Annotated in this window: 21 protein-coding genes; 7 read left to right on the forward strand and 14 right to left on the reverse strand. The window is 37.4% G+C overall.

Annotation, left to right across the window (positions count from 1 at the left end; genetic code table 11):
• Window positions 1–17: 17 nt before the first annotated feature.
• Window positions 18–1,118, forward strand: a complete 1,101-nt coding sequence (locus QM524_RS13505; RefSeq protein ID WP_283345007.1) for a glycosyltransferase — start codon at window positions 18–20, stop codon at window positions 1,116–1,118.
• Window positions 1,119–1,121: 3 nt separating this feature from the next.
• The gene (gene asnB, locus QM524_RS13510; RefSeq protein WP_283345008.1) at window positions 1,122–2,987 is read left to right on the forward strand and encodes an asparagine synthase (glutamine-hydrolyzing); all 1,866 of its coding nucleotides are present in this window, start codon (window positions 1,122–1,124) and stop codon (window positions 2,985–2,987) included.
• Between the two features lie 6 nt (window positions 2,988–2,993).
• Here asnB and QM524_RS13515 read toward each other — a convergent pair whose 3' ends face one another.
• The gene (locus QM524_RS13515; RefSeq protein WP_283345009.1) at window positions 2,994–5,996 is read right to left on the reverse strand and encodes an ATP-binding protein; all 3,003 of its coding nucleotides are present in this window, start codon (window positions 5,994–5,996) and stop codon (window positions 2,994–2,996) included.
• A 164-nt stretch (window positions 5,997–6,160) separates the two neighbouring features.
• Here QM524_RS13515 and QM524_RS13520 point away from each other — a divergent pair, with 164 nt between their 5' ends.
• From QM524_RS13520 to QM524_RS13530, 3 genes are all read left to right on the forward strand, one after another.
• Entirely contained in the window at window positions 6,161–7,297 is a 1,137-nt protein-coding gene (locus tag QM524_RS13520) for a glycosyltransferase family 4 protein (protein ID WP_283345010.1), read from the forward strand.
• A 106-nt stretch (window positions 7,298–7,403) separates the two neighbouring features.
• Complete coding sequence (gene wecB, locus QM524_RS13525; protein ID WP_310586452.1) at window positions 7,404–8,507, forward strand: non-hydrolyzing UDP-N-acetylglucosamine 2-epimerase; 1,104 nt, start codon at window positions 7,404–7,406, stop codon at window positions 8,505–8,507.
• A 191-nt stretch (window positions 8,508–8,698) separates the two neighbouring features.
• Window positions 8,699–8,908 carry a hypothetical protein gene (locus tag QM524_RS13530; RefSeq protein ID WP_095161076.1) on the forward strand — a complete coding sequence of 70 codons (210 nt, stop codon included), beginning with the start codon at window positions 8,699–8,701 and terminating at the stop codon, window positions 8,906–8,908.
• A gap of 245 nt (window positions 8,909–9,153) precedes the next feature.
• On the opposite strand, the gene QM524_RS13535 is transcribed toward QM524_RS13530, so the two are convergent.
• The 3 genes from QM524_RS13535 to QM524_RS13545 form a co-directional block, all read right to left on the reverse strand.
• Window positions 9,154–11,271 carry a tetratricopeptide repeat protein gene (locus tag QM524_RS13535; protein WP_283345011.1) on the reverse strand — a complete coding sequence of 706 codons (2,118 nt, stop codon included), beginning with the start codon at window positions 11,269–11,271 and terminating at the stop codon, window positions 9,154–9,156.
• A 240-nt stretch (window positions 11,272–11,511) separates the two neighbouring features.
• Window positions 11,512–11,943 carry a hypothetical protein gene (locus tag QM524_RS13540; RefSeq protein ID WP_283345012.1) on the reverse strand — a complete coding sequence of 144 codons (432 nt, stop codon included), beginning with the start codon at window positions 11,941–11,943 and terminating at the stop codon, window positions 11,512–11,514.
• Window positions 11,944–12,094: 151 nt separating this feature from the next.
• Window positions 12,095–12,856 carry an enoyl-CoA hydratase/isomerase family protein gene (locus QM524_RS13545; RefSeq protein ID WP_283345013.1) on the reverse strand — a complete coding sequence of 254 codons (762 nt, stop codon included), beginning with the start codon at window positions 12,854–12,856 and terminating at the stop codon, window positions 12,095–12,097.
• A 172-nt stretch (window positions 12,857–13,028) separates the two neighbouring features.
• Here QM524_RS13545 and QM524_RS13550 point away from each other — a divergent pair, with 172 nt between their 5' ends.
• Window positions 13,029–14,171 (forward strand): acyl-CoA dehydrogenase family protein, encoded by a 1,143-nt coding sequence (locus tag QM524_RS13550; protein WP_095161079.1) that lies wholly within the window; start codon window positions 13,029–13,031, stop codon window positions 14,169–14,171.
• A gap of 173 nt (window positions 14,172–14,344) precedes the next feature.
• Here the strand turns inward: QM524_RS13550 and QM524_RS13555 are convergent, their stop codons facing one another.
• From QM524_RS13555 to QM524_RS13575, 5 genes are all read right to left on the reverse strand, one after another.
• Window positions 14,345–15,631 carry a sensor histidine kinase gene (locus tag QM524_RS13555; RefSeq protein ID WP_283345014.1) on the reverse strand — a complete coding sequence of 429 codons (1,287 nt, stop codon included), beginning with the start codon at window positions 15,629–15,631 and terminating at the stop codon, window positions 14,345–14,347.
• A 96-nt stretch (window positions 15,632–15,727) separates the two neighbouring features.
• Complete coding sequence (locus QM524_RS13560; protein ID WP_283345015.1) at window positions 15,728–16,831, reverse strand: AAA family ATPase; 1,104 nt, start codon at window positions 16,829–16,831, stop codon at window positions 15,728–15,730.
• On the reverse strand, window positions 16,815–17,504 hold the full coding sequence (locus QM524_RS13565; RefSeq protein WP_283345016.1) for an RNA ligase family protein: 690 nt from the start codon (window positions 17,502–17,504) through the stop codon (window positions 16,815–16,817). Before QM524_RS13565 ends, QM524_RS13560 begins: the two co-directional genes overlap by 17 nt.
• 286 nt (window positions 17,505–17,790) lie before the next feature.
• A complete protein-coding gene (locus QM524_RS13570) occupies window positions 17,791–19,602 on the reverse strand; it encodes an alkaline phosphatase (RefSeq protein WP_283345017.1) in 1,812 nt (603 codons plus the stop codon).
• Window positions 19,603–19,624: 22 nt separating this feature from the next.
• Entirely contained in the window at window positions 19,625–20,521 is an 897-nt protein-coding gene (locus tag QM524_RS13575) for a glycerophosphodiester phosphodiesterase family protein (protein WP_283345018.1), read from the reverse strand.
• A 596-nt stretch (window positions 20,522–21,117) separates the two neighbouring features.
• On the opposite strand from QM524_RS13575, the gene QM524_RS13580 reads away from it, so the two are divergent.
• Window positions 21,118–21,627 (forward strand): HPP family protein, encoded by a 510-nt coding sequence (locus QM524_RS13580; protein ID WP_283345019.1) that lies wholly within the window; start codon window positions 21,118–21,120, stop codon window positions 21,625–21,627.
• A 199-nt stretch (window positions 21,628–21,826) separates the two neighbouring features.
• Here the strand turns inward: QM524_RS13580 and QM524_RS13585 are convergent, their stop codons facing one another.
• The 5 genes from QM524_RS13585 to QM524_RS13605 all read right to left on the reverse strand — a co-directional run bounded on the left by QM524_RS13585 (window position 21,827) and on the right by QM524_RS13605 (window position 26,899).
• On the reverse strand, window positions 21,827–22,906 hold the full coding sequence (locus QM524_RS13585) for a CobW family GTP-binding protein (protein WP_283345020.1): 1,080 nt from the start codon (window positions 22,904–22,906) through the stop codon (window positions 21,827–21,829).
• A 189-nt stretch (window positions 22,907–23,095) separates the two neighbouring features.
• Entirely contained in the window at window positions 23,096–23,335 is a 240-nt protein-coding gene (yidD, locus tag QM524_RS13590) for a membrane protein insertion efficiency factor YidD (RefSeq protein ID WP_283345021.1), read from the reverse strand.
• 69 nt (window positions 23,336–23,404) lie between these two features.
• Window positions 23,405–24,976, reverse strand: coding sequence for a Na+/H+ antiporter (locus QM524_RS13595; protein WP_166576928.1), 1,572 nt, complete (start codon window positions 24,974–24,976; stop codon window positions 23,405–23,407).
• Between the two features lie 148 nt (window positions 24,977–25,124).
• On the reverse strand, window positions 25,125–25,907 hold the full coding sequence (locus QM524_RS13600) for a LytR/AlgR family response regulator transcription factor (RefSeq protein WP_283345022.1): 783 nt from the start codon (window positions 25,905–25,907) through the stop codon (window positions 25,125–25,127).
• 2 nt (window positions 25,908–25,909) lie between these two features.
• The gene (locus QM524_RS13605; RefSeq protein WP_283345023.1) at window positions 25,910–26,899 is read right to left on the reverse strand and encodes a sensor histidine kinase; all 990 of its coding nucleotides are present in this window, start codon (window positions 26,897–26,899) and stop codon (window positions 25,910–25,912) included.
• Window positions 26,900–26,991 lie beyond the last annotated feature (92 nt).

A 26,991-nucleotide genomic window follows, 5' to 3' on the forward strand; every position in this document is an offset into this window, starting at 1 on the left:
AGCTGCTGAATCAACTTATGTCCATTAAAATCACCTATATTATTACGAGTTTAGGCATAGGCGGTGCCGAAAATATGCTCTATAAATTGCTGAAATATTCTAATCGTAAAGAGTTTACTCCATCGGTAATATGCTTGACTTCGGAGGCTGACTTGTTAGCCTCTATTCAAGCATTGGATATAGAGGTCGTTGTTTTACCCTTTCAAAATCGTTGGTATAATCTCCTCTTTATCACATTTGAATGCCATCGTGTCCTTCGTCAACTTCGTCCTGACATTGTTCATACTTGGTTATATCATGCCAACCTACTAGGCGGAATAGCAGCCTTTTTTTTACCTTATCGCCCTGTCATTGTGTGGAATATTCGAAATACTTTGAGTGGGGTGACATCTTGGTCTCAAAAAACTTTCTTCCTACTCATCAAAATAGCCTCTCGTTTTATCCCCGATTATTTGCTGAGTTGCTCTCAACGAGGAGCAGAAGAACATCATCAGGCTGGATTTTGTCAGGAAATCAAAGTTATCCACAATGGCTTTGTGGATAATAGCCTTGTCGCGCTCCCAAATCATGTTGTCATGCGTGTTGGAATGATAGCACGATTTACGCCTGAAAAAGACCATTACACTTTTCTAAAAGCTGCATATCTTTTCTTACAAAAAAATACCAATTGTCGATTTGTATTAGTGGGAAAAGGCTGTAATGCTGCAAATCTGAGACTACAGGAATGGATTGATCAGTTTGAAATAAACGAGTATATCGAACTGCATGAAGCTCAAAGCACCCTTGACGAAATTCTTGAAACCTTTGATATTTTCACACTGAGTTCCCATTCTGAGGGTTTTCCAAATGTAGTTGGAGAAGCCATGATGAAGGGTATTCCTTGTGTATGTACTGATGCAGGCGATGCACAAATACTTGTAGGAAAGTCTGAATTGATTGTGCCAATTCAAAGTCCTGAAGCACTAGCGGAGGCTTGGCTTTCGGTATTATCTATGCCTTTAGAAAAGCGTATTGAACTTGGATTAGACTTACGAGAACGAGTTTTGGCGCATTTTCATATTACCAAAATTACCCAGCAATACGATGATTGGCATTTGTCATTACTTTATCCCGAATAAAATATGTGTGGAATTAATGGAATTATAGCGCTACAACCTATCGAGTCTATGCCTAGGTTAATAAAAAATATGAATCAGCAATTATTTCGACGAGGTCCTGATGATGACAGTATTTGGATAAATACAGAATCGACTATGGGAATGGGAATGCGTCGCTTAGCGATTGTAGATGCTGACTTTGCCAAACAACCTTGGCATGAGAAAGACTTTTGCTTATGTTTTAATGGAGAAATTTATAATTATCAAACTCTCAAACAAACATTAATGGACTTGGGGTATCAGTTTAGTACCAAGTCAGATACCGAAGTGCTGGCGAAAGCCTATCTACATTGGGGGACATCATGTTTTGAGTACCTCGAAGGAATGTTTGCCATTGCGATTATAGATTTCAAGCTTAACAAACTTTTTTTGGCGAGAGATATTAACGGAGAAAAGCCGCTGTATTACTTTATCAATCAACAATCTGCGATTTGGTCGAGCGAACTAAAAGGACTTTTGACGAGCTTGGAAGTACTTAACAAAGAACGAGTATCCATTAGTCCAGAAGCACTTAATTGGTATTTCAGACTAGGCTTTATTCCTGCGCCATTAAGTATTTATCAATCTATCTTGAAAGTAATGCCAGCGCAATATTTGAGTATAGACTTATCAACACTTCAGGTTAGCACAGTCGATTTTTGGAAAATGCCAGAATATACTCCACACTGCAATCATCACGAAGCCCTACTCATTTTGGATAGATTGATTCAAGGAAGTGTACAACAACAGATATGTACCAATCATGCCTCAGGGCTATTACTCAGCGGAGGAATCGACTCGAGTATTTTGGCGTATTGGTTTAAAGAGATGAACCCAAATGTTTGTTGTTTTTCTTTACAAACACATTCAGATAGGAATGATGAAAGTTTTGCAGCGCAAAAAATAGCTCAATATTTAGGGTTAAAGCATGAGATTATTCCATTAGATTTTGCACAAGTACAAAAACGACTTAGCGAAACACTTTGCTATTTTGACGAGCCTTATGCCGACTCTTCAGCGATTGCTAGCGATACCGTCCATCAATGGGTCAAAAATGATATAAAACTCATGTATGGTGGCGATGGTGCTGACGAAGTATTTGGGGGTTATCAGCGATATTTGATGCCATTTTGGGCTGAAAAAATCAGGAAACATACACCTTTTTTGAAAAGTATTAGTCATCTGTCCTTGCATCACTTACCAGATAGTACTCAAGTAAATACCTTCCTTAAGTTTTTCGAAAAAATAGGCTCAAATCCTTCCGAAGATATATGGAATATTAGTCAAATGGGTATGCAGAACTCTATGCTAAATGGATTATTGTTACCCCATTGGCAATACCAGCCTAATACATTACAAAGACTATTTCAGACATTTCCACAAGATAATCCACTGACTTTGGCGAGACTTTGGGACAAACAAATCGCGTTGGAAGGAGATATGCTTGTTAAGACAGACCGCATGAGTATGCGTACTTCTATCGAATACAGAACGCCTTTTTTGTCGAAAAACCTTTGGGAGTTTTCACAAAAACTTCCCAATTCATTACTCATCCAGAAGGGAACTACTAAATATGTATTGAAAGCCTATCATTCAACGCTTTTCCCAGAAAGCTTTCAGCAAGGGAAAAAACAAGGTTTTGAAGTTCCAATAGCAAGCTGGCTTAGTACAAGTCTTAAAAAGGAGCTTTTGATGCTGACCAGTGTTGACTTCCTAAAAAAACAAGGCATTTTCAACGCTTCAAAAATGTCGGAGCAAGTTCGTTTTTTCCTTCAAAAACCTCATAGATATAAGTTTCAACTATGGAGTATTTACTGTTTCCAAAAATGGTATGACTCAGTGAGGAATTAGTTGAGTTTAAGGTTCTGGTATTTCAACATACCATCTAATTCGGTTTTTGTTGTTCAAAATCGAAACTTGAATAGAGGCTTTAAGTAGTTTCAAGGTTTGCATCACAAATTTTAAACCAACGCCTCTTTTAAGTTCCCATTCAGGATTATTGATGTTGGCAACAATATCAGTAACAACAGGTAGTTTATGTTCATGGAAATCATTTTCGATTAATAGCGTGAGTTTTTTATCCTTTTGCGTAATGTCTATTTTGATCGTACTTTTTTCAGGAGCATTTTTCACAGCATTATCCAAAAGGTTTCTAATAATTAAAGCAGATAAATTGGCATCGGTATTAATTATCTTTTCTCTATCGATTTTTTTATCTAAGCTAATATCTTTACTACCAGCAACTGTTTTGTAAACTGGTAAGATTTCATTGACAATTGCATCAATTGAAGTAGAAGTATATATAGGCTTGAGGCTCTTTTGTTGAACTAAACTCCAATTAAGCAGATTGTTCAGCATTAAATCCAAGTGACGACCCGTATCATCTATTTCTTGTCCTATTTTTTGTAATTGAGCCCATTCTTGCTTACTAATAAGATAATTAACTACTCCAGCTAAGCCCTGATAAGCACTTAGTGGGCTGCGTAAATCATGAGCAATCATTCCAAAGAGTTTTTCTCGGTTTTTATATAACTCCTCTTTTGCTTTTACTTGAACGATTCTATTTCGAATCAAAAACAAAGGAATCATTGATAATGCTCCTAGTAGCGTAAAAAGAGAAATTCCCCACCAAGATTTGTACCATATTTGAGACACCTCATATTCAATGATGCTAATGGGGCTTGTTTTGCCATCTGCTGTCATTCCTTTTATTTCTAACTTGTGCGCACCCGCATCTACTTCCAGCATTTCGATATCTTCTCCTTGTTTTAGATTTAGCCACTCGCCATCATCTACTCTATAAAGTACACCATAAAGCTGTTGCTCAGAGGCAAAGTTGGCAACATGAAATACAAGTTTTCGAAGTTTTGGTGCAAATGATGACACCATTTCACCAGAAGAAATATAAGAAAAGCGATGCTGATTGCTATCGTAGGTGGCATCTACTCCCCAAACTAGAGGTTTTATTTTATCTAATTCTGAAAAAAAATAGTTGCGATTATAGATGGCAGAAATACCCGCAATACCTCCCATAAGCATAAGACTATCACCCTGTGTCATAAAGGCACTTTCACGATTAAACTCGTTATGTACCAGACCATCTTTTTCAAAATAGGTTTTAAGTAAATTGTTTTTAAGATGATACATCGTCAAACCATTTCCTGTACCTAACCAGATTGTATAAAATTTGTGGTCATACAGAATACTATATACTGTATTTGAGTTGAGCCCGTTATCAGTATTTAATTGCCTAAGAAGTCGATTATTATTATCAAAAAAATACGCTCCAGCTTGTCTGCTACCTGCCACCCATCCAATAGGGTAGCGAAAAAGGCTAAGAAAACTACCTTTTTGGAGTTGTATTTCTGTTTTGGTAAGTAAGTCTACTTCATACAATCCCAAATCTGTCGCCAATATCAAATGATGGGGTTTTGTCGAATCTAAAATACTATTAATAACGTCGTTGTTTCTAATATTCGTAGGTTTAATCGTCACACTTTCGCCATTGTATTGAGCTGTACACAAACCACGGTTTGTACCTAAATAAACGATGCCATTTACGGCTTTTTTACAGGTAGAAATAGTAAACTGTAAATAAAAATCACTGCTATGTATTGCATTAGGATATTGAAGTATAACAAGTTTTGTTTTATTAGTATTCTTATTCAATAATGTTGCTCGATGCAGAGGATCATTTTGTGGATAAAGCGGAAAAAATAAAACTAAACTATCATTGATTTCAACTGAACATTGATAGTAAAACAGTCTTTTACTTTCGCTTTTATGCCAATTTAGGAGCGGGATGGTATCTTTTTTTAGTGAGAAAGCTTGCATCCCAAAGGGTGTAGCGACCCACCCTTGATCTTGTTTTGATTGATAGAAAATAGTTCTTGTTTCTACAATAGATTTAACCTTTTTTGTAAGAGGTCTATCTACTGACAATTTTTGAATCCCCCAATCACGACTACATAGATAGGAATTTCCAAATGAATCATTTACAACTCCTTGAAATGAGCTAATTAGATATTTTTTATCGATATTTCGGTGAACAATATCATCAAGCAATTTTTTATTGGCTAAAGTAGTATTAATTGGACTAAGAGGGTGTGAAAACATAACCCCTTTTATCATGACTCCAACCTCATACCTTGTACATTTAAAAACAAACTTCAGATGTACTTTCTCATTGGCATTTTTAACTAAATAATTATATCCCTCTCGAGCGCATAGGTACAATCGGTCTTTATGGTCTTTGAAAAAAAACATTCCTATCATATTGCACACTTGTATTTTTACAACTTTAAAGTTTATGATATCCAAAAAAGTTGGAGTATTATTAATAATGCAATTAATTCGATGTCCATCATATATAGGCCACTTTACCAAAGGGCCAAATCTTGATAGCATTAGCGTGAGAGGTGGCTGTGATGTCGTCTGGTTGAGTCTATCCAGGTGAAGGACATAGATATTAGTTTTAGCCTTGGCAAAGCTAAAAACTATTAACTTATGTTTTTCTTTATCATAAACTAATGCCTTTACAGGTTCATGAAGTAGTGGGTTATCTATATGTATATAGTCTTTGATTTTGTACACACGTTTGCCATCAAAAATATGCAAGCCGTCACTATTGCCTATCCATCCTAATCCATTTCGATCAAAGACAAACCCATATATATCTTTATTATAGAGACCTTTTGATTCATCAAACGTCTCGATATTATAGTGATTGTCTAAACTTGGAAGGGGTTGAGCATAGATAGCTTCATTTTCTAGCAACAAGAAAATCGAAAGATACTTTATACACCAAATAGCAAATCTTAAAGTATTACTATACCTTAAAACATTATATTCTTTTTTCATAATTTCAAATAATAGCTTGCAGATGTGGAATGTAGCTATTTTAATAATTTAGGGTAAGTCTTCTGGTAAACTCTATCAAATAACAATCCATTTTTATAGGATTACTATAAAATATATTTTAATTTCTTTATTTAACGCTTCTACATCATTTACGTCACTCTTCTATGAAAAAATCAAATTCACACCTACTTTTTGTCGTTAATGCTGATTACTTCTTTGTGTCACATCGCCTTTCAATGGCTTTGGCATGTATTGAACAGGGGTTTAGGGTAAGTCTCATTACCAAAAATACAGGTCAACGCAGTTACATAGAATCCCTTGGCATTGATTTTTATGATCTTCAATTAGATCGTGGAAGTAAGTCTCCTTTGCAGAATTTGAAGGAATTATGGCTTCTTCGAAAATTGTATCATCAAATCAATCCTGACCTCATTCATCACGTTGGTATTAAGCTCATCTTACTTGGAAGTATTGCTCGTTTGGGATTGGGTAATAGTATTGTTCTCAATGCTGTTGCAGGTTTAGGTTCGGCGTTATCTCAAAACAAGGAAAGTATTTTAAAAAGGATATTCTTTCTTATGGGTTTCATGTTTAGAAAAAGTTATCAACATTTTCTTTTTCAGAATGAACAAAATGCTCAGTTTTTCCAGCAACTTCTCCACTTAAAAAGCCTGCAAATCAACTTTATAAAAGGTACAGGCATAGATACTAATTACTTTGTATATACGTCAGAGTCAATACAAACGCCTTTAAAGGTTTGCCTTATTGCAAGAATGTTGAAAGATAAAGGTGTATGGGATTTTATTAAAGCTGCAGAGCTTCTTCGGAGTAAGTGGGAAGGGAAAGTTACTTTTGAACTTATTGGTCCTATCGACAATGCCAATCCCAGCGCATTGACCCAACAAGAGCTTGAAGCCAATGTGGATAACTTTTACATTATGTGGAAAGGAGCCCAATCCCCCATACTACCATTTTTACAAACAGCCCATATCATTGTATTACCATCCTATCATGAAGGTTTTCCACGCATACTTTTGGAAGCTTCTGCGGTTGGAAGAGCCATTGTAGCCAGTGATTGTGATGGATGTAAAGCCTTAATTGAGCATCATAAAAATGGCTTGATTGTACCAATTGGGCATATTGAAGTTTTAGCACAACAGATTGATTATCTGATAGAAAAACCTAAAGTTAGATATCTTTTAGGATATAATGCTAGGCAAGTCGTTGTGGATAACTACACAGAGCAGCATCTCAATCAAGCTTTTATTGCACTATATCATCGTTTACTATGCGGTAAATAAGACAATTTTAACCAACTTTGCATCGGATTTACCCACATAGTTATCCACAATTGATTGTGGATAACTATAATTATGAATAGCATCAAACATTTTTTGTACATACTCTATGTTGAAAATTCTTAACATCGTTGGCGCTCGTCCCAACTTTATGAAAGTAGCGCCATTACATCGTGCTTTTGAAAATCACCCAGCTATCGAATCAAAGATTGTTCATACAGGACAGCATTTTGATGCCAAGATGAGTGATGTTTTTTTTGAACAGCTTCAAATGCCTAAACCGCATTATTTCCTCGGTGTAGGAGGAGGCTCTCATACAGAGGTGACAGCACGTACAATGTTGGAATTTGAAAAAGTAATTCTTCAAGAAAAACCAGACTTAGTATTAGTGGTAGGCGATGTAAATGCTACTTTGGCTTGCACTTTGGTCGCTATCAAATTACATATTCCTGTGGCGCACGTGGAGGCTGGTCTTCGTAGTGGCGACCGCAAAATGCCAGAAGAACTTAACCGTATTTTGACAGATAGCGTATCCGACTATTTATTTATTACTGAACAATCAGGTATCGATAATCTTAAGAGTGAGGGTGTTCCTGACGAAAAAGTATTTTTTGTAGGAAATGTCATGATTGATTCCTTGGTGCACTATCTGGAAAAAGCACAGCAAACGCCTGTACTTGACGAATTAGGCTTGAGCAAAGATGAATTTGTCGTAATGACCATGCACCGTCCTGCCAATGTAGATACGGCTGAAGGTCTTTCTTCGATTTTGACAATTATCGAAAATACCGTTCCATTCAAAAAAGTAGTATTCCCAATTCATCCACGTACGGCGAACAATCTCAAAAACTTAGGACTTTGGGATAGACTTCAAGCGATTGAAGGCCTAGTTTTGACAGAACCTCAAGGCTATTTAGAGTTTTTGCAATTGATGCAAAATGCTAGTTTGATTATCACCGATTCAGGAGGTATTCAGGAAGAAACTACCTTTTTGAAAGTACCTTGCTTAACTTTTAGAGATACCACCGAGCGTCCTGTCACAGTAGAGCTTGGTACCAATCAGTTGTTGGCTGACTTGAATCCTATTACAGTGCATGAAAAATTTGTAGAAATTTTAGAAGGAAAAGCTAAGCAAGGAACAATCCCTCCACTGTGGGATGGGCATACCTCCGAAAGAATTGCAGCTATTTTAGTAGAAAAACTCGGTAAATAAATCGTGACTTCATAAAGACTACAAAGTCAAAATCCTCGAATATCAGCATATTCGAGGGTTTTCTGTTTTAGGTATTGGTTTGAGACGTATAATCTTGTACATCATGGTTAAACCTTATCTTTTAAGAATAATCCAAGAACCAAAATTCTCATTTTTAGTTGTCTAACAATCTAATTTGAACACTTTTAGTCATGAAAAAATTATTGATGATTGCCGCTATTTTTAGCTTTACTTTGGGTACTACATTGGCTCAAGATGTTCCTACTAAAAAAGGAAAAAGAGAATGGAAAGCCGATTCAACAGGTCGTCAAAGAGGTCCTCGTGGCGACGGACAAGGACGTCCAAAGCGTGATTCTTTGATTCGTAAAGAAGGTAAAAGAACTCCAAGACCGAACAACTAAATTAAACATGAGTCATCCCTAGTTTAGTGAATGAGTGATTGAGCGAATGAGTGATTATGTTAAAATTTTTATTCTAGCCGTAGAGACGCAATGATTGCGTCTTAAGTCGTTCATATCTAGCATGGTAGTATCAAAAAGGGGTCGGAAAATATTTTCCGACCCCTTTTTGATGAAAACTTGGAGAATAACCCCAATCTTAAAATTCGGGATGACTCATTTTGAGTATTAACATTAAGTATTATTTCCTATTTTAATGGAATACCTCGTACCGTCAAGAAGCTAATAGCATTAGAATCGCCACGCGCTACAGCTCTTTGCATTGCTTTTACCCCATTCGGAATATCGCCATGCTGACCGTATTCTAAGCCTATGTTGTAGTAAAAACTTCCATCTTTGGCATCCATTTGGGCGCCTTGTTCCCAAATCTTGATAGCATCTTGCCATTTGCCTTGGGTTTTATAGGCTACACCCAAATTTTTGTAAGCAGTCATGGCTTTTTTATCCACTTTTAAAGCTTTTTGTAGCACTTCAATTTCCTTTTCATGGTTGCCCTGATGGTTGTATATCGTAGAGATATTGACGTAAGGGTCGGCAAATTTTGGATCTAGTGACAAGGCTTTTTCATAATATTTTCGTCCTTCTACTTCGTCACCTTTTTTGCACAAAGCCAAACCCATGATATTGTTGGCAAACTGGTTTTTGTTGTCAGATTTATCCAAAGCAATTTGGCTTTCGGCAATTGCCTTGTCGTATTCTCCTGTATAGAAATAAGCTCCTCCAAGCATCCAATGAAGGTTTTTCATTTCCTCTGGCTTTAATTTCAAGGCAGCTTCAAAGTTTTCTACCGTAAGCTTATATTTCTTTTCATCAAAGTAAATTTGTCCCAAAGCAGTATGTACATCCGCCGTTTTGAAATTAGTCTTATGCGTTTCTTCAAAATAGAATTTTGCTTTTTCATTATCTTTTTTCAAAAACCAATACCAACCCAAGTTACTTGTAACCATCGGGTCATTAGGATATTTCTCAAAAACAGGTGTAAATAGCGTAAGCGTATCTTTCCATTTGGTAGACTGGCGGAAAGACAAAAAGGTAAATGCCAATAACACAATGGTGGCGATACTCGGAAACGCTTTGTTGGTGGAAGCTTTTTGATAGAGGTAATTGGCAAACAAACCTATCAACACCAATGGCCCAATAGATGACACATAAAAATAACGGTCAGCCATCAACGCACTACCTACAGGCAATACTTGCGAAACAGGAAATATTACGATCAAGAAATATAATCCTCCCCACCAGACCAGTTTGTTGCGACGACCCAAGAAATACACCAAAAGAGCAATGACAATAATACCTGCAAACGAAGAATAATACGAACTAGGAATCACGCCTGTTGGCTTTTGTGGATATGGATAAAACGCTAACATATTGGCAGGCACAAGCATTTTGAGCCAGTAGGTGAGCATTCCATAATTTATCATAAAGAAACGCTCTCCTAATGAATAGGACGCACTGATTACCTTAGTGGCATTGGCACCAGCCTCACTTTGTGCTTTGATGGAAATCAAACCAAAAATGAGTGATATTAGAAAAAAAGGCGCTTTTTCGATACCAATCTGAATCAGGTTACGACGATTTAATAAGAAATAGTCCGTCAACAAAAATACAACTGGTAAAATTACCGCCATACCTTTCGAGAAACATGAAAGAACAAACAAGATTAACGCAAACCAAAGATGCTTGTTGTTCCATTGAGTTTTTCCTGATTCTTCAAGGGCATCACTATATTTAAGATACTGACTAAAAGAAAGCAATAAGAATAAGGTATAAAGGACGTCTTTTCGCTCTGCCGCCCACACTACCGATTCCACGTGTAATGGGTGAATCGCAAAAAGAACCGCCGTAACTGCCCCTACTAAAAAGTTTTTGCTCAGTTTTTCTATAACCTTAAATACCAAAATGCTATTTAGTACGTGGATAATGGTATTGTTGAGGTGATATACCCAAGCTGTATCTTTCACGAGAGTATACTCCAAATAATAGGTAAGCATAGTCAATGGATGCCAGTTACCTAAATAAAAATCACTAATAAGCTTATAGAAATTATCAAACGAAACCTTGCGAAGATCTTCGTCATTAACAATATAAAACATATCATCCCATACAAATCCATTCTGAAAGCCTGGTAGATAGGCGACAAAAGTGGCTCCTATGATGATACCCAAAAGCATTTTGAAATTACGAGGTGTATTTTCGATTGGCGGCGCGATAAAGTTGACGGTTGAGGCGGATTTTGTTGACTGAGTTTCCACAGATTTGGCGCTCTGAGGTTTTACAGTACTCGAAGGTTTACTCTTTGCCATGAATAATTGATTAATTGAATTGCTACTAGCTAATTGCGTATTAGTAAAATTAATTACTCATCAAAAATTGTGCGAGAAATTGCCATTATTTATTTCAAGAATAGTAAATGACATTGAATACTACCTCATTTTGACCATTAAAAAAGCACTGGTATATAAAACCAGTGCTTTTCAGTACTTCGCTCGAAATAATTCCAATCATTAATACTTTTGGGAGTGTGCCTCTCTAAAGTGATATATCTAATTATTTTTTTGTAAATGAATAATCACCGTTGGTGTTGCAGATACTCCTGTATTGTTCAACAAAGTGGTAGTTGCTGTTGTTGGAGCATTGATTACCGTTGTTGCCGAATTAGGAGTTGTTTGTACCGTTGCAGTAGTTACTTGGTTGGCAATAACAGCCCCTTGCGTCGTAATACCATTAGTGATAGATTGAACAATGATGGTGTTGTTTCCATTGTTATTCAAACTCACTAAATTTCTAAGGTTATTGGCTACGCCAAGTGATGGAGAGTAACTTACTGTTGAAAGATTAACGGGTGCACTGAGACCAGACTGCGAAACAACAGGTGTTGTCAAAGCTGTAATATTGGGCGAAAGTGGTAAAACTTGTGCCTTTAGACCAAAGGATGCACCTGTGAACAAAACTACAAAAGCGAAAAACTTCTTCATATTGATAATGGGTTAAAGGGGTGATGTAATAAAAGGCTTTATGAAGTATAATACCTTTATTACTAATTGTTAATCAACTACTTATTTGCCATATATACGAAGAAGTAATTCGTTCAGATTGCTTAATATTTACACTTTGAGAAAGTGTAAACTAAATCTTGCGTAAGGCCTGTTTGGTAAACTCGCTTAAAACCAATTTTCCACTTATTTCTGCTCTTTCATACAGTAAGGTATCCCAATGAGCTGTATCCTGCCATAAGATTTTTTTTAGTTCTTGTAATCCTTCTGGATTATAAGTAGCTAACTGCTCGGTCATTCGTACTATAGCCTCATCCATTTCGGCTATGGTTTCGTGTACTTCATAAAACAATCCTTGCTCAAAAGCCCATTGTGCCGAATAAAATTCGGTAGGTTTTAGGGACATTTTGGAAAATGAGGAAAGTCCAATTTTACGGCTCACGGCTGGCTCAATAACAGCAGGAATAATTCCGATATGGAGTTCGCTCAGTTTGACACTTGCTGTCTCAGTAGCAAAGCAATAATCGGTAGCAGCAGCCAAACCAACGCCTCCGCCAACCGCTTTACCTTGCACGCGACCGATGATAATTTTCGAAGATTTTCGGCAAGCATTAATCACTTTGGCAAAACCACTAAAAAATATTTTACCATCTTCCAAATTATCAATGGCGAGTAACTGATTAAAATCTGCTCCCGAACAAAAAGTTCTCTCTCCGCCACTTTGCAAAATAATGATTTGCACTTTAGAATCTTCTGCCAATTTTTCTATGGTATTTGCTAAATCTTCCAAAAGTACAATTGGCATTGCATTGGTTGGTGGATGTGAAAAAGTGAGCGTTGCAACACCAGAAGAGGTAATAGAAATATCAAGGTTTGCTGATGAAGAATTTTGCATAATTAAAATATTTTTAGAAATTTCAGGACTTTTTCATCAAAATATCGTCTTTAGTTCGTTATCTTGTTAATATAAAGATGATAAAAAATCGATAAACCTAATAGTCTTTGAATACTTTTTATAGACTATTTAATTGAAAATTATACTTCATCAACAAACCTTTAACTATAAAATGTACAATTCAAAAAATGATTTAGTCCGCCTTGCGGCCAAAGAATTTGCCGAGCGCCATATCCTTCCACACGTGATGGAATGGGACGAAGCACAACACTTCCCTATCGACCTAATGCACCAATTAGGGCAACAAGGTTTTCTGGGAGTTCTAGTACCTGAACAATACGGAGGCTCAGGTTTGGGCTATCAAGAGTATGTGAGCATCATTGAAGAAATCGCCCAAGTGTGTGGCTCAATTGGTCTCTCGGTGGCAGCGCACAACTCACTTTGTACCAATCATATTCTACAGTTTGGGAGCGAAGAACAAAAACAAACTTATCTTCCCAAATTGGCTTCTGGCGAATGGATTGGTGCTTGGGGCTTAACCGAACCTAATACAGGTTCAGATTCTGCACGAATGACCTGCGTGGCACGTCGTGACGGTGATGAATATGTGCTCAATGGCTCCAAGTGTTGGATTACGCATGGAAAATCAGGAAATGTTGTGGTAATTATGGCACGTACTGGCGAGCTAGGGGCCAAAAATAATGCGACAGCCTTTATTGTAGAAAGAGGAAACCCAGGTTTAAAATTTGGGAAAAAAGAAAATAAACTCGGTATGCGTGCCTCCGAAACTGCCGAAGTAATTTTAGAAGACTGTCGAATTCCTGTATCTGCTCGTTTGGGCGAAGAAGGAGATGGGTTCAAACAAGCCATGAAAATTTTGGACGGGGGACGTATCTCCATTGCAGCTTTGTCACTAGGGATTGCCAAAGGTGCTTTGGCTGCAGCCGCAAAATATGCACAAGAACGTCAACAATTTGGACAGGCGATTGTACAGTTTCAAGGAATCAGTTTCAAATTGGCTGATATGGCTACCAAAGTTCATGCTGCCGAGCTGATGACTCGCCATGCAGCCGAACTCAAAATGGAAGGAACAAGTATGACCAAAGAAGCCGCTATGGCTAAATATTATGCCTCTGAAATTGCGGTAGAGGTATCTACTGATGCGGTTCAAATCTTCGGAGGATATGGCTATACCAAAGATTTTCCAGTAGAAAAATTCTATCGTGATGCCAAACTTTGTACCATCGGAGAAGGTACTTCTGAAATCCAAAAAATCGTTATCACACGAGAGTTTTTGAAGGACTATCCTTTGTGATTTAGTGATTGAGTGGGTTGTGATTGAGTGATTATCCTCTAAATCCAATTTCATCAATAAGAATACGATTTTGAATTATAATGAATGGTGGTCGAAAAACTAATTTCGACCACCATTTTTGATTAGTAGTCAACAATTACTCACAAATCACTAAATCACTCATTCACAATTCACTAAATATTCTTTACCTGCGGAAAAAACAAGCGAAACTCGCTGCCTTCGCCTAGTTTACTTTTGAGTTCAACTTTTCCTTTATGTCCTTCTACCATTTCTTTGACATAATACAAACCTAAGCCAAAGCCTTTCACATTGTGGACATCGCCTGTGTGTACTCTAAAAAATTTATTGAAGATATATTTTTGATCACGCTCCGAAATACCAATTCCGTTATCGCGAATACTAATTACTACATCATTCCCTTGGTTATAAGTACTAATTTTCACTTTTGGAATAATCTCACAATACTTTAGCCCATTATCAATCAAATTGTGGATAACATTGCTGATATGCAGTTTGTCGGCCTTAATTATTGGTAATGAAGCTTGTAAATCAAGCAATAATTCGCCTTTTCTTTCTTTAAAAATTGGCTCGCAGTTGGTACTCAAATCTTCTAATAGTTCATGAACATCGATTTCTTCCAGATTCAACTTATCTATTTTTTGATCGATATTGGCTGTTTGAAGAACCGTATCTACATTCTTTTTGAGTCGTGATGCTTCTTTTCTAATAATTGACGCATAGCTGAGTAATCGCTCTGGCGTATTGATAATTTCAGGTTTCATCAACACTTCGGACGAAATAGAAATAGTAGAAATAGGCGTTTTGAACTCATGGGTCATATTGTTGATAAAATCATTCTGAATTTCAGAAAGACGTTTTTGCTTAAAAATCACCATGAGCGCATACACAAAGAAAGCCATTACCACCAAAAGAATGGTCGATGAAATAAACCAGTTATCCAAATCGCCCAATAGAAAGAATTTTTTATCAGGAAAATACACCCCAAAATAGTAATTATGGATATTAAGGTCAGGAAAGCGATAATGCGCCGTGGAATCGCTTCTATCGCAGTTTTCAGAGTGACAAACAAAAGATTTGTAATTGATTCTGTCGCTTAAACAATCATAAATCCCGTATTCAAAATTGAGACGAATATCACTTCTGGCAAATTCCTGCTTCAAGAACTCTTCCAATACTTTTGCATTGATGGTATCATTAGTCTGAACAGTGTAATAGTTGGAGGTTACACGCTCGACGGGTTGCAAAAGTTTATTATTGGGGTTGTGGTTAAAATCAAGGATACGACGACTTACCACTCTTAGAGCGGAAGTCACACGCTGGTCAAAATCTCGGTCTTGGATATTATAAGCCTGCTTAAACCAAAAATATTGGATTACAATAACGCCAGCCATTAGCAAGATTGACAGCGCAACAAATATGCGTAAGGTCTTTGAATTCATAGTTCAAAATTAACGTTTATCACCTACAAGTTCGTATCCTTTAACATTTCATTAACAGCGGTAAACTTTTGCTAAAGGTTAAACAATACTAATGATCTATTTACAAACATATTTTACTTCGTGTGCTTCCCAAAGGTTAGGCACTTCCCACTTTTCAATCATACGTTGTATAACTTTTTCTGGAACGACTGCCTCACGTTTCAAATTCTGTTGTAATAAGGTTTTGTAAGGTACTTCCAGATACACTATTTCTACAAAAGCATTATAGATAACAAACAATGATATCAGCTGTTCGCGCATTTGCATGGTAATATTTGTAGCGTTCCAAACAAAACTCTGCTGGTTTCTAAGATATTCCTTCGCTTGTTCTTTTGCTAATTGAGTTACCTTTCCATTTCCCTTGGTATCTGTTGGAGAAATTTTCAGCTTTCTTCGCAAATCATCCAAGCTTATTACGGGTAAGTCACCACAGTTTTTTTGAATCCAGTAATCTTTACCTGTGCCCGCTATGCCTGACATAAGAATCACTTTTACTTTTGATTCATCAAACAATAAGGTATCAGGATAGAGAGATTCTTGACGAAAAAACTCAAACCTGCTATAATTTGAGGGAAATACTCGCTTAGTTCCCCAACATTCTAGTTCTTGGCAAAGGAGTTCAAATAGCGCTACTTTTTCCAAAAATTGTTTTTGATCCTCACAAATACGACCCAATACATCTGCCTTTGCCAACATCGCCAGCAGTTTAGTATCTACTTCCAAACTAACTTTGATGAGCGTTTGCTCTGGTGAAGTTTTTTCAAAAATCCATAAAGGTAAACCGTGATAGCGTACCAGTTTGGCTATTTGTTCTCGGTACTCAAATGGCATCACAAAGTTTTGATAAAGAATTTGTCTCACCGTTCGTTCGCCTTTCTTAGCATGCCCAGGCGACGATATTCTCCCATGCTCATCTACGACAGTAGTCGAACGTTTTTCGATATCATGCATCAATGCAGCATACCATAAAATACTTTGTTCAGTTTGTGTCAATTCTTTGTATTCTGGCAATGAGGTCAATGCCTCTAATACCATTTGAGTATGTACTGCCACATTGCCCTCTGCATGATGAATTGCATCTTGTGGCACATTGTCCATTTGGCGTACCCAATCGTATCGAGCACTCAAATATTCCCATGTTTGGTTATCTATAGTTAACATTTGCTTTTTTCCAATTTTTAGTCCAGTGTTCATCCGTTTTTACGTGACCTTTACGCACATATTTGAACACATGATGTTGAAAGTCATCTACTTCAAAAGCCTCTATATTTCGAGTGACAATACCCTCACAGGTGCATAAAAGCTGCGTTTGGGCATCTACAGAGCCAAACTGGCTTGGTTGGGCAGTCAAGGTCAATATCTCTTGCTCATAAAGCAGTTGTGTGTAATTACTGAGTGATACCCTTGCCAGTACAGGAACTGTAGGTAAGTCCAAAACTCCTGCATAGAAACATACCTCTTCCCAAGAAAACCAATGGTTGTTTTCACGGATAGCAAACACAAAAAATGTATCTTCCAAACGCTTATACTCGATTGAATGGATAGCGTAAAGATTTTCTCCAAAAATCTCTAAATCTCCTAAATCATGTTTTAAGGATGACCATCGGAGACGCAATTGAGCTGTCCAAGGCGATTGAGTTGGAGTAGCATGAGATCGTGCAAATACGCCATGACGAGAAATACAGTTGTTCTCACCATCGAGTTTTTCGGTATGGATAACTTGAGTAATTTGTGATAAATCATCCCAGTAGTTCTTATTAATTCGGTCATCAGAACTAGTACCAGGAGAAAAGGGATAATGATAAGTACGGTTGTACTTTCGTGAGATAGTCATGATATAAAAACTTTACATAAAACATAATACCAATAGTCCCTGCTCAATAAAGCAGAGAAAGCATTGAATGTGTTTTATAAAAGCATTACATGACCGTAGGAGTTATAGAAGTGAATAATTTGTAAATCAGCTTTTTAATGCTGGTGCAAAAGTAATATTTATTTTTAAAGTTTCTAAATCCCTTTTGCTAGTAATAATAAACGCCGTAGGAACAACAGAATTTATGGGTTTTCTGTCGCGCCTACGGCGTTGATAAAAATTGCTTGGTTATTTCTGGTCAAGAAGGTTACTTTCCTTTACCAAAGCACTGTAAGATTTTATTGAAAATGGTATTGTTTTCGTAAAAACCTTGGAATAAGGTAGAATTTGGTCCATACGAAAATACCATTACCGGAATACCTGTATGGTCTGGTGTAGCAAAACTTCCTTCGAGCTTTCCTGTCGTAAAATTGCCATCATGAAGTGTCAAGCCTCCTGTCTCGTGGTCGGCAGTAACGATAATTGTTGTTTCGCCATTTTTATCAGCAAAAGCCATGGCTTTACCAATTACTTTATCGAAATCAATCATTTCGTCTACTACAAACGGCAATTGGTTTGCATGACCACCGTGGTCGATTTGAGAGCCCTCTACCATTAAGAAAAAGCCGTCTTTCGAAGTCGAAAGTTGTGCAATAGCTTTATCAAAAGCCTGTGACAAATACTCTCCACGACCTTTTTGTTTAGGCTTTACCAATGAATCCTGAACCAATACAATGGCTTTGCTAGGATTTGCTGGATTCAATTGAGATAAATCATTTAAGAACAAGGTACTAGGATTTGCCTTTTTCTGCGCTTCGCTAATCAAAGTACTTCCACCTCCAATAGCCAATTTGATAGGGCTTTTCAACAAATCTTTGATGATTTCACTGCTCCAACTACGCTCTGGCTGATGCGCATAAAATCCTGCTGGAGTTGCTCCCGTAATTTCTTCCGCAACGACTACGCCCGATGGAATCTTATAGCGATTAAGCACCTCTGGCAATGTTGCAATACTATCGCCTTTAGCATCCACCGACAAATAGCGGTTGTTGGTCTTTTGTCCTGTGGCCATAGCTGTTGCACCAGCAGCAGAATCAGTATTGTAATTATCAGCAGAACTAGTTTTTGACAAACCTATTTGTTTCATTCTGAATACATTCAAATCGCCTTTATTTCCAGTGAAACCCGCATAAATCTGTGCAATACCCATTCCATCGCCAATCAACAAAATCACATTTTTTGATTTTTTCTGAATACCATCAGACTTGAAGGTAGGATAGTAAGCCTCATGAGTTGGTTTTACCAGAGAAAGATTATTAGGAAGTTTTTGAAGATACTCACTCAATTGTTCTAAATGGTCAGTGCCAATCCAATCCATTCCTAATTTGATGAAACTGATATAGGCTGTGCGATTGTCGGGCGCTCCCCAGAAACGTACTGTTTTCTGTGCAGCATGCCATTTGCTCACAAATGCTTCTAAGCGCTTATATTCATTGGCAGGCAAGCGTCCTAAGCCATTCCATTTTGAAAACTCTCTAAACGAGGCACTAATCATCGGAACTCGCCATTGCAAATCGGTAGGATAGGCTTCTTTATCCCTGCCATCAAAGTAAAAAATCTCATCAAATTGTGCCCATGTACTAGGAGCAGGACGCTCGCCACTTACCACGATTTGAATCGCATTGGGGTTATTTTTTCTATCAAAATACTGACGATAAGGCTGCAACTGTTTTTGCAAAGCAGTCAACGTAGACACACCCTCTGTTTTTAAATCGATTAATAGCTGAAATGGCCTAATACCATTTGGGTTGATAGACGCTTCTCTTAGAATGGGTTCTAAATAAAGCTTACGGAACGTACGAGAAGGATGAATATCCTTTACTTCATGCGAAACAAAAATTTCGTCTTTTTGTAAATAGACGTCAGCCTCAATCGAGCCAAACCCTAAACCAAATGCCTGATAGAAAGGTTGTTGGTGTTCGTAATCATTATGCGAATGAGCATTTTTGAGCGTATAGTTTTGGGCAAAAATAACATTGCCTAAACAACATAAAATGCTAAAAAGAAGGACTTTTTTCATTGATCTTTATGAGAAATTGGGGTTATTGAATACTTTTCACTCGGTTAGGATAATCTGTAATGAGTCCGTCGGTACCGAGTTCTTTCATCTTTTTCATATCCGAAATTTCATTGACTGTCCACGGCATTAATTTTACATTTTTGTCATGGCAGGCCTTTACTCTTTCTGGTGTAACTAATTTAAAATAAGGACTGTAATAAACTGGCAAAAAACCTAAAGCATCGAATGTTGCTTCTGGACCTAGTTCACCCGTAAGAGCTGATAATTGCACTGGCATATATTTGCCAGCATCAATTTGTTTTTTCCAGTGTTTTAAAACAGCAAAGTCAAAACTTTGAAGAATAATGCGGTCGGCAGGAAGGAGTTTTTTCAACTCTTTATGAACTAAATCAGAAAACTCCTCAATAGTAGCAGGTTGGTAAATGCCGTATTCCTTTTCGCCTGATTTGATTTCTACATTATACTTGACAGGCGGTAAACCATTCTTTTTGATATATGCTTCACAGGCCTTAATCATTTCGCTCAAAAGCGGCTTATAGGTTGATACCTTTTGTTGCTCAGGAAAGCCCGCATTACCACGAATCCCAGAATCATATTTCTTGATTTCTTTATAAGTCATTTGGTACAAATTCAGTGATTTTTCTTCTTGCTTGCTCACAGGAGTACCGTCGGGTTTTGACATATATTGAGCCAGCATATAAGGCTCATGCGAAACCACTACTTTGTTATCTTTGGTGATACAAACATCCAGTTCGAGTGTATTGACACCCAAATCGATTGCTTTCTTAAATGCTTCTATGGTATTTTCTGGCATCAATCCTCTTGAACCTCTATGTCCTTCTATCTCAAATGTTTGTGCCAACAAGGGCGTGTTAAGAGAGGCAAAGGCCAGTAATGCTGATAAAATGAGTTTTTTCATAAAATTGGATGTTTTGTTTTTGGACAAATCGCTGAATATCAAACCGCTCAGAGTTGTTCAAAAGATACAAGCTTTTTTGACAATTCATATCCCTAACTCATGGCTTTTCGCATACTAGAATCGTTAGTTATCAATAAAAGAACCACAAAAGTAGGTTCTACTTTTTGCTAGAGTATTAAACCTATTTTATGGTTATGTTAAAGTAATTTGTATGGCATTAAGCTTTCAGGTATCGGCTTTCGGCGGTGGGCTTTAGAAAATAGCATGTCTTTGGTTATTAAAAACATTTTAACACTCTTTGCCTTGTGCCTGCTGCCTAAAGCTCACAACTTAAATTTTATTTTGCATTCATACTTATTCTTGCATTTTTTCCAGATTTTTTTATCGAAAATATAAAGCACCATATCTTAAGATTTTACCATTGAAATACTATGGAAAATAGTTTGAACTTGTACTTTTCCTATTAAGGCTCTTTTGAGTTGATTACTAGGTGGTTAAGCACTTGTACTTTTCCGATTGTAAATGAAACCTTCTTGTGTAAATTTGTCTTAATATTCTAAGACTTAACCTTTAGGCTAAGCATCTGAAACAAAACCATGAAAAATTATTTATCGAAGTTTAAGACAAACGAGCGTAGTCCCGCTCGTCCTAAATGGACGCATGCCTTTAGTTCGGCCTTGGGTGGGCTCATTGGTATCGCAAGCATTGGGTTGATAGCCGAATGGACTAAAACTCCCATGCTAATTGCTCCTTTTGGTGCTACTTGCATCTTAGCATTTGGCGTTCCTGATAGTTCTTTGGCACAACCGAGAAATATTATTGGAGGGCATTTAATTGCTGGAATTGTGGGCTTATGTTGTCTGTATTGGGTAGGTGATAGCATTTTTTCGATGTCTTTAGGCGTAGGAATTTCACTCGCTTTGATGCAGCTCACTAAAACAGTACACCCGCCAGCAGGCGCTGATGTGATGGTAATTATTCTAAGCCATGCCTCATGGGGGTTTTTATTTACTCCACTCTTGTCTGGGGCTCTTGTCTTAGTCTTGGTGGCATTGATTTTTAACAATGCTCACAAAACACGAAAGTACCCCAAGTACTGGCGATAGGATTCAAATTTGAAAATTTGGGGATTTGAAGATTTGAAAATGAAGCTATAAATAGGATTCATCCATAATTTAGCGATTTAGTGATTGAGCGAGTGAGTGATTATGTAAAAAATTGTATTGCGTCTCTACTGCTAGAATACAGATTTTTAAAATAATCACTCATTCACTCAATCCCAACTCACTAAATTTAGAATATTTATCATTTTAGATTGAAAGGCATTTTAAAACTTGGAATATCGACTTGATTTGGGTCACTTTTACGACAATCCAATAACTGTTTTTCGATCAATGACCAAGTGGCTGGTTTTAAGGAAATTATCTCAATTCTACTGTCTTTACGATAAGCTATCGAGCATTCATTCGCTGGCTCATCGGTAGTTTTATTGATAAAAATCCAATTTTTTTCTCCTATTCTAAATACACCTTTTATTCTTTCGAAGCCTTTTAATGAGTCAATCCAAGCTAATAATTGATTTTTTGAGAAAATTTCGTCTGGATGAAAGACCCAACCACAGCCAAAAGTACCCAAAGCTCGTCCTTCACGTTTGATGGGCTTATTCGGTAAGGGCTGAAGACTTTCTTCTTGATTTTCAATAATTTGTACATTTTCTAGCTGATTTGAATGAGCATTCATATACACCGCTTTACGATGTGGATAAGGTTCTATGTCAAGCCAATCAAGGTCAATTTCTCCCTTTTCCACCGCTGCAATCATGACCTTGGGAGGGAAAAGCGCTTGTGCCCATTTAGCAAACTTTTGGAGTAATTCATCACCCGCTAAATCTGCTTTATTGGCTACCAAAACATCTGCTAAGGTAATTTGATCTTGATATACCTCATCGTCGAAGTATTTATCATTCATTAACTGAATAGGATTGACCAAACAGATAGTCGCTCGTAAGTCAATTACTTTTGATAAAAACTCTCCTTGTAATAAGTCTATGATTGCTTCGGGATGCGCTATTCCTGTGGGTTCTATCAAAATTCGATGCGGTTTTACCTGACGGATACTTTGCGTAAGCGTAGTCTGTAAAGGCAAATTAGCAGTACAACAAATACACCCACCAGCAACATAACGAACCGCCATTTCTTGGCCTTGGCTTTGTCCTTCCATAGGGATATGGTCGATAGAGACATCCCCAAATTCGTTGACAATTACGAGCCATCGCTCATCGGCAGGTTTATGTTTGAGAATATGTAGAATAGTAGTTGTTTTTCCAACTCCTAAAAAACCTGTAATGATATTGGTAGGAATTTTATTGAGAATCTTTTTTTCCATAACATAAAAAGGGGTTAGGCAAGAAACACAGAAGGGATTGTGGATTGCGGATTTTTGATTTCGAAATTAAGCCCAAAAGCTTGTTTGAATTCATTGGGAATATTATTGCCGAAAGCCCATTACTGAAAGTCGAAAGCCCCAAAATTGAATTTTATTTTGCCTACTAACTTAACTTATAACTACCTAAAGTTAGCGTGGCTCATTTTTACGAGGTACAGGATCATGCCCACTGCCTCCCCAAGGATGACAAGAGGCAATGCGTTTCAGCCCTAGGCGTGTTCCTTTCCAGATTCCCCATTCTTGAATTGCCTCAATCATGTACTGCGAACACGTGGGGTTGTAGCGACAAGCATTAGGGAAATATGGAGAAATAATAGCCTGATACACACGTACCAAGGCAATTAAAAAATGAGCAAACAATTTATACATGAGCTTTCCTGCTGTGAGCAGATGTAATGAGTTAATCGGGTAATAGTAACGAGGAATGTGTTAAAAAGCTTATCTATACTTCAATTTCTCTTCCTCTAAGTCCAAACGGTATAAGTGGCGACGAACGATATTTTCGTCTACTTCATGGTCTTTGTTCCACTCACGAAGCCACTCTCGTTGATGATTGATCATATCTACATACACCAGTTTACATTCTTGGTCGAGGCGAATATTGTCAAATTCTTTGCCTTCTTCTTCCCATTTTTCTACAATCTTTTTCAAAATGGGCTGTCTTGTAATTTGTTCTTCGTAATTGGAGTGTAAATATTCCAGACTTTGGTTGGTCAGCTTGCGATACATCTCCTGATAATGCGATTCGCCTGGTAATACCTCGTTATCTCGCAAAAGATTTATTTTTTTTATCAAAATAGGCAAAGTCAATCCTTGAATTAATAGCGTTAGCAAAATCACAATGAAAGTGATAAACAAAATTAAATTACGCTGTGGAAAAGGCACGCCATTTTCGAGCGTTTCAGGAATTGAAAGTGCCGCAGCCAATGATACAACGCCACGCATCCCTGCCCAGCCAATGACCAACGGTGCTTTATAACCTGGGTTTCGTTTTTCGGCTACTGTAATAAAATTTCTAGCTATCAAGGTGGTAACTACGGCCCCATACGCCGATAAAATTCTACTTACCATCAACACTACGGTAATTAATACGCCATAACCAATGGCTTCATTTACACTTACGTTTCCTAGTCCCTTCGTAATGGTGGGAAGTGCTAGACCAATAATCATAAATACCAGTCCATTGAGCACAAAACAAAGACTTTCCCATACCGAAAACCCTTTGATACGCCCGCTACTATTTAAGAAAAGGTGTTTGCGTTGTGCCAAAAATAGCCCTCCACTTACTACCGCCATAACTCCTGAGCTATGTACCGTTTCAGCTGCGATATACATCATATAAGGAGCTACAAGTGTCAAGACAATATCCATATTGACATCGGTTGGCAATAAACGATGTGCTTTAAAGAAGCCATAAGCTACCGCCAAACCAATACCGATCCCTCCAAATACCATCCAACCGAAACTCAAAATGGCATCCTGCCAAATGAATTGACCTGTACCAACAGCAATTAAAGCAAAGCGAAATACAATCAAACTTGAGGCGTCGTTTAATAAACTTTCGCCTTCAATAATCGACTGATAGCGGCTCGGAACATGCACAAACTTCATTATAGCACCTGCGCTTACGGCATCAGGAGGCGATACGATTCCACCCAGCAAGAAGCCTAATGCCAAAGAAAAACCTGGAATATAGCTATTGGCCACAAGCGCCACAACAAAGGCTGTCAGAAATACAATCAGAAAGGCAAAACTGGTAATAATCCGCCTCCATTTCCAGAGTTCTTTCCACGAAATAGACCATGCGGCTTCGGATAATAGCGGTGGTAAAAAGATAATAAAGATTAACTCAGGGTCAATTTCAATGTCAGGAACACTTGGAATAAAACTTAAACCAAGTCCGCCCAATACCAGCAAAATAGGATACGCCACTCTGATTCGGTCGGCGACAATAATCAGAATGATAATGAGTAAAATTAAGGATAAATAAAACGGAAAATGATGTAACATGCTTGTAGGGCTTGATTTACTTTTAGGTTTGGAATTAGGTTATTCAGGCAAATATCAAAGTATTGATATGTAAATCTTTTTCCAATCTACAAAAAACTCATGAGAATGCTTACTGAGACAACAATAAAGGCGTAGGGAAATGTTCTCCTTACGCCTTTATTGTTACTTGATTCGCCAACCATTTCTTAAACCATGTTACTTTTTCTTTACTAATAACGATGTCTGATGGTGCTTTGGGCTGAGTTTGGATATTCACACGACTATGTGGATAACTCTCGATGGTAACGACACTTTCCCTGCTGAGTATAAACTGCCTATTGGCTCTCACAAAATATGCGGGGTCGAGTTGCTGCTCTAAGTCTTCTAATTTGAACTCTAAACTGTACTTTTTCCCATCCAATAATTGACCATATACGATGCCTTGATCAATGTAGAAAAAAGCAAAATGGTCGGTTTTAATGGGAATAAGTTTATCTCTAAATTTCACTAAAAAACTTTGTCGATAATTCTTAGCCATAAAAGCCTGTTGCGCAAGAAGCGATTGCAACTGAGAATAATGATAGAGTTGTTGGTTTTTGAACTTTTGAATGGCAGTCGTTAGCGCTTCTTGATCGATAGGTTTCAACAGATAGTCAATGCTATTAAGCTTGAAAGCCCGAATAGCATATTCGTCGAAGGCTGTGGTAAAGATAATAGGTGTTTCCAATGTAATTTTTTCATAAATCTCAAAAGAAACACCATCTGATAACTGTATATCCGATAAAATTAAATCGGGCATTGTATTCTGCTGAAACCATGCTAAACCTTCTTCAACACCCTCTATGATGTGGATAATCTCTACAGGAGTCTCTAATTGTCCCAACAAAAATTGCAATTGACCTGCTGCTGCGGGTTCGTCCTCTACAATAACTATTTTTAGTGGATGGTCCATTTTTATGAATGCTTAATCAAGGGTAATCGAACGGTGAATAATGTGTCTTTTTGAATCGAAATACTTTTTCCTGTCATAAGTTTGTATCGATTGTCTAGATTGGCCAATCCTATGCCTGTGCCTTCAGCGTGAAGTTTGGGTGAAATTTTATTCGAAACAATGATATTTTCTTCCTCAAATGAAATGTCAATTTGCAAAGGCTTACTCGACGATACCACATTGTGTTTGATGGCATTTTCTATCAATAACTGAATCGACAGTGGTAAAATCTGATACGGAGCAGGCTCTATTGGACTAAGGTTGATTTGTAAATTAGTGCCAAAACGCATTTGTAACAAAAAAACATAGTTTTCTACCAAGACCAATTCATCTCTTAAACTCACCAATTGCTGTTCTTGCATACTCAACGAATAGCGTAATACCTGAGAAAGTTTTTGTAAATATTCCTGACTCTTGGCTGTATCTTGGTTTATTAACCAGCTAAGCGTATTGAGCGAATTGAATAAGAAATGAGGATTCAGTTGATTTTTGAGGGCATTTAATTGAAAAAGTACGTTGTCATGTTTCAATTGTTGGTTTTCGAGTAATAGGGCATTTTTTCTTTCTGCCTCAATAAGATTTTTGCTCCATAGGTACATCATGACTATCACTACCGCTCCACGCATGATAATCGATGAAATCATGCCCATTCGCACTGGAAGAAATAGGCTGTTGAGCCCTGCCAGCATAAAGCAATAACCGATCAATAAGCCAAAAATTACAAGAGCTTTATTGCGATTTATCCAAGCATAGGGCGTTTTCTCCATCAAAACCCCGACCACACTTATCCCAAGCACAAAGCAGCAAAATACCTGTACTGTTACATCAATTAAGGCAATTTGCCAATTGTGTAAATGTTCTAAGTTGAGAATGATAATAGGTAAATTGACCAAAAGGGCTGCCAATAGCGCCATCCCTCCTATCACTCGCTTGTATATGAAGTTGTTGAACATGAAATCTTGAGCGTAAACCAATCAAATCTACAAAAAAAATAGGTAGTTAACTGAGCTTTATCGGTGAATAGGAAAAGCTTGTCGGTGAAAAG

This window comes from Flectobacillus roseus (assembly GCF_030056595.1).
Classification (GTDB): Bacteria; Bacteroidota; Bacteroidia; order Cytophagales; family Spirosomataceae; genus Flectobacillus; species Flectobacillus roseus.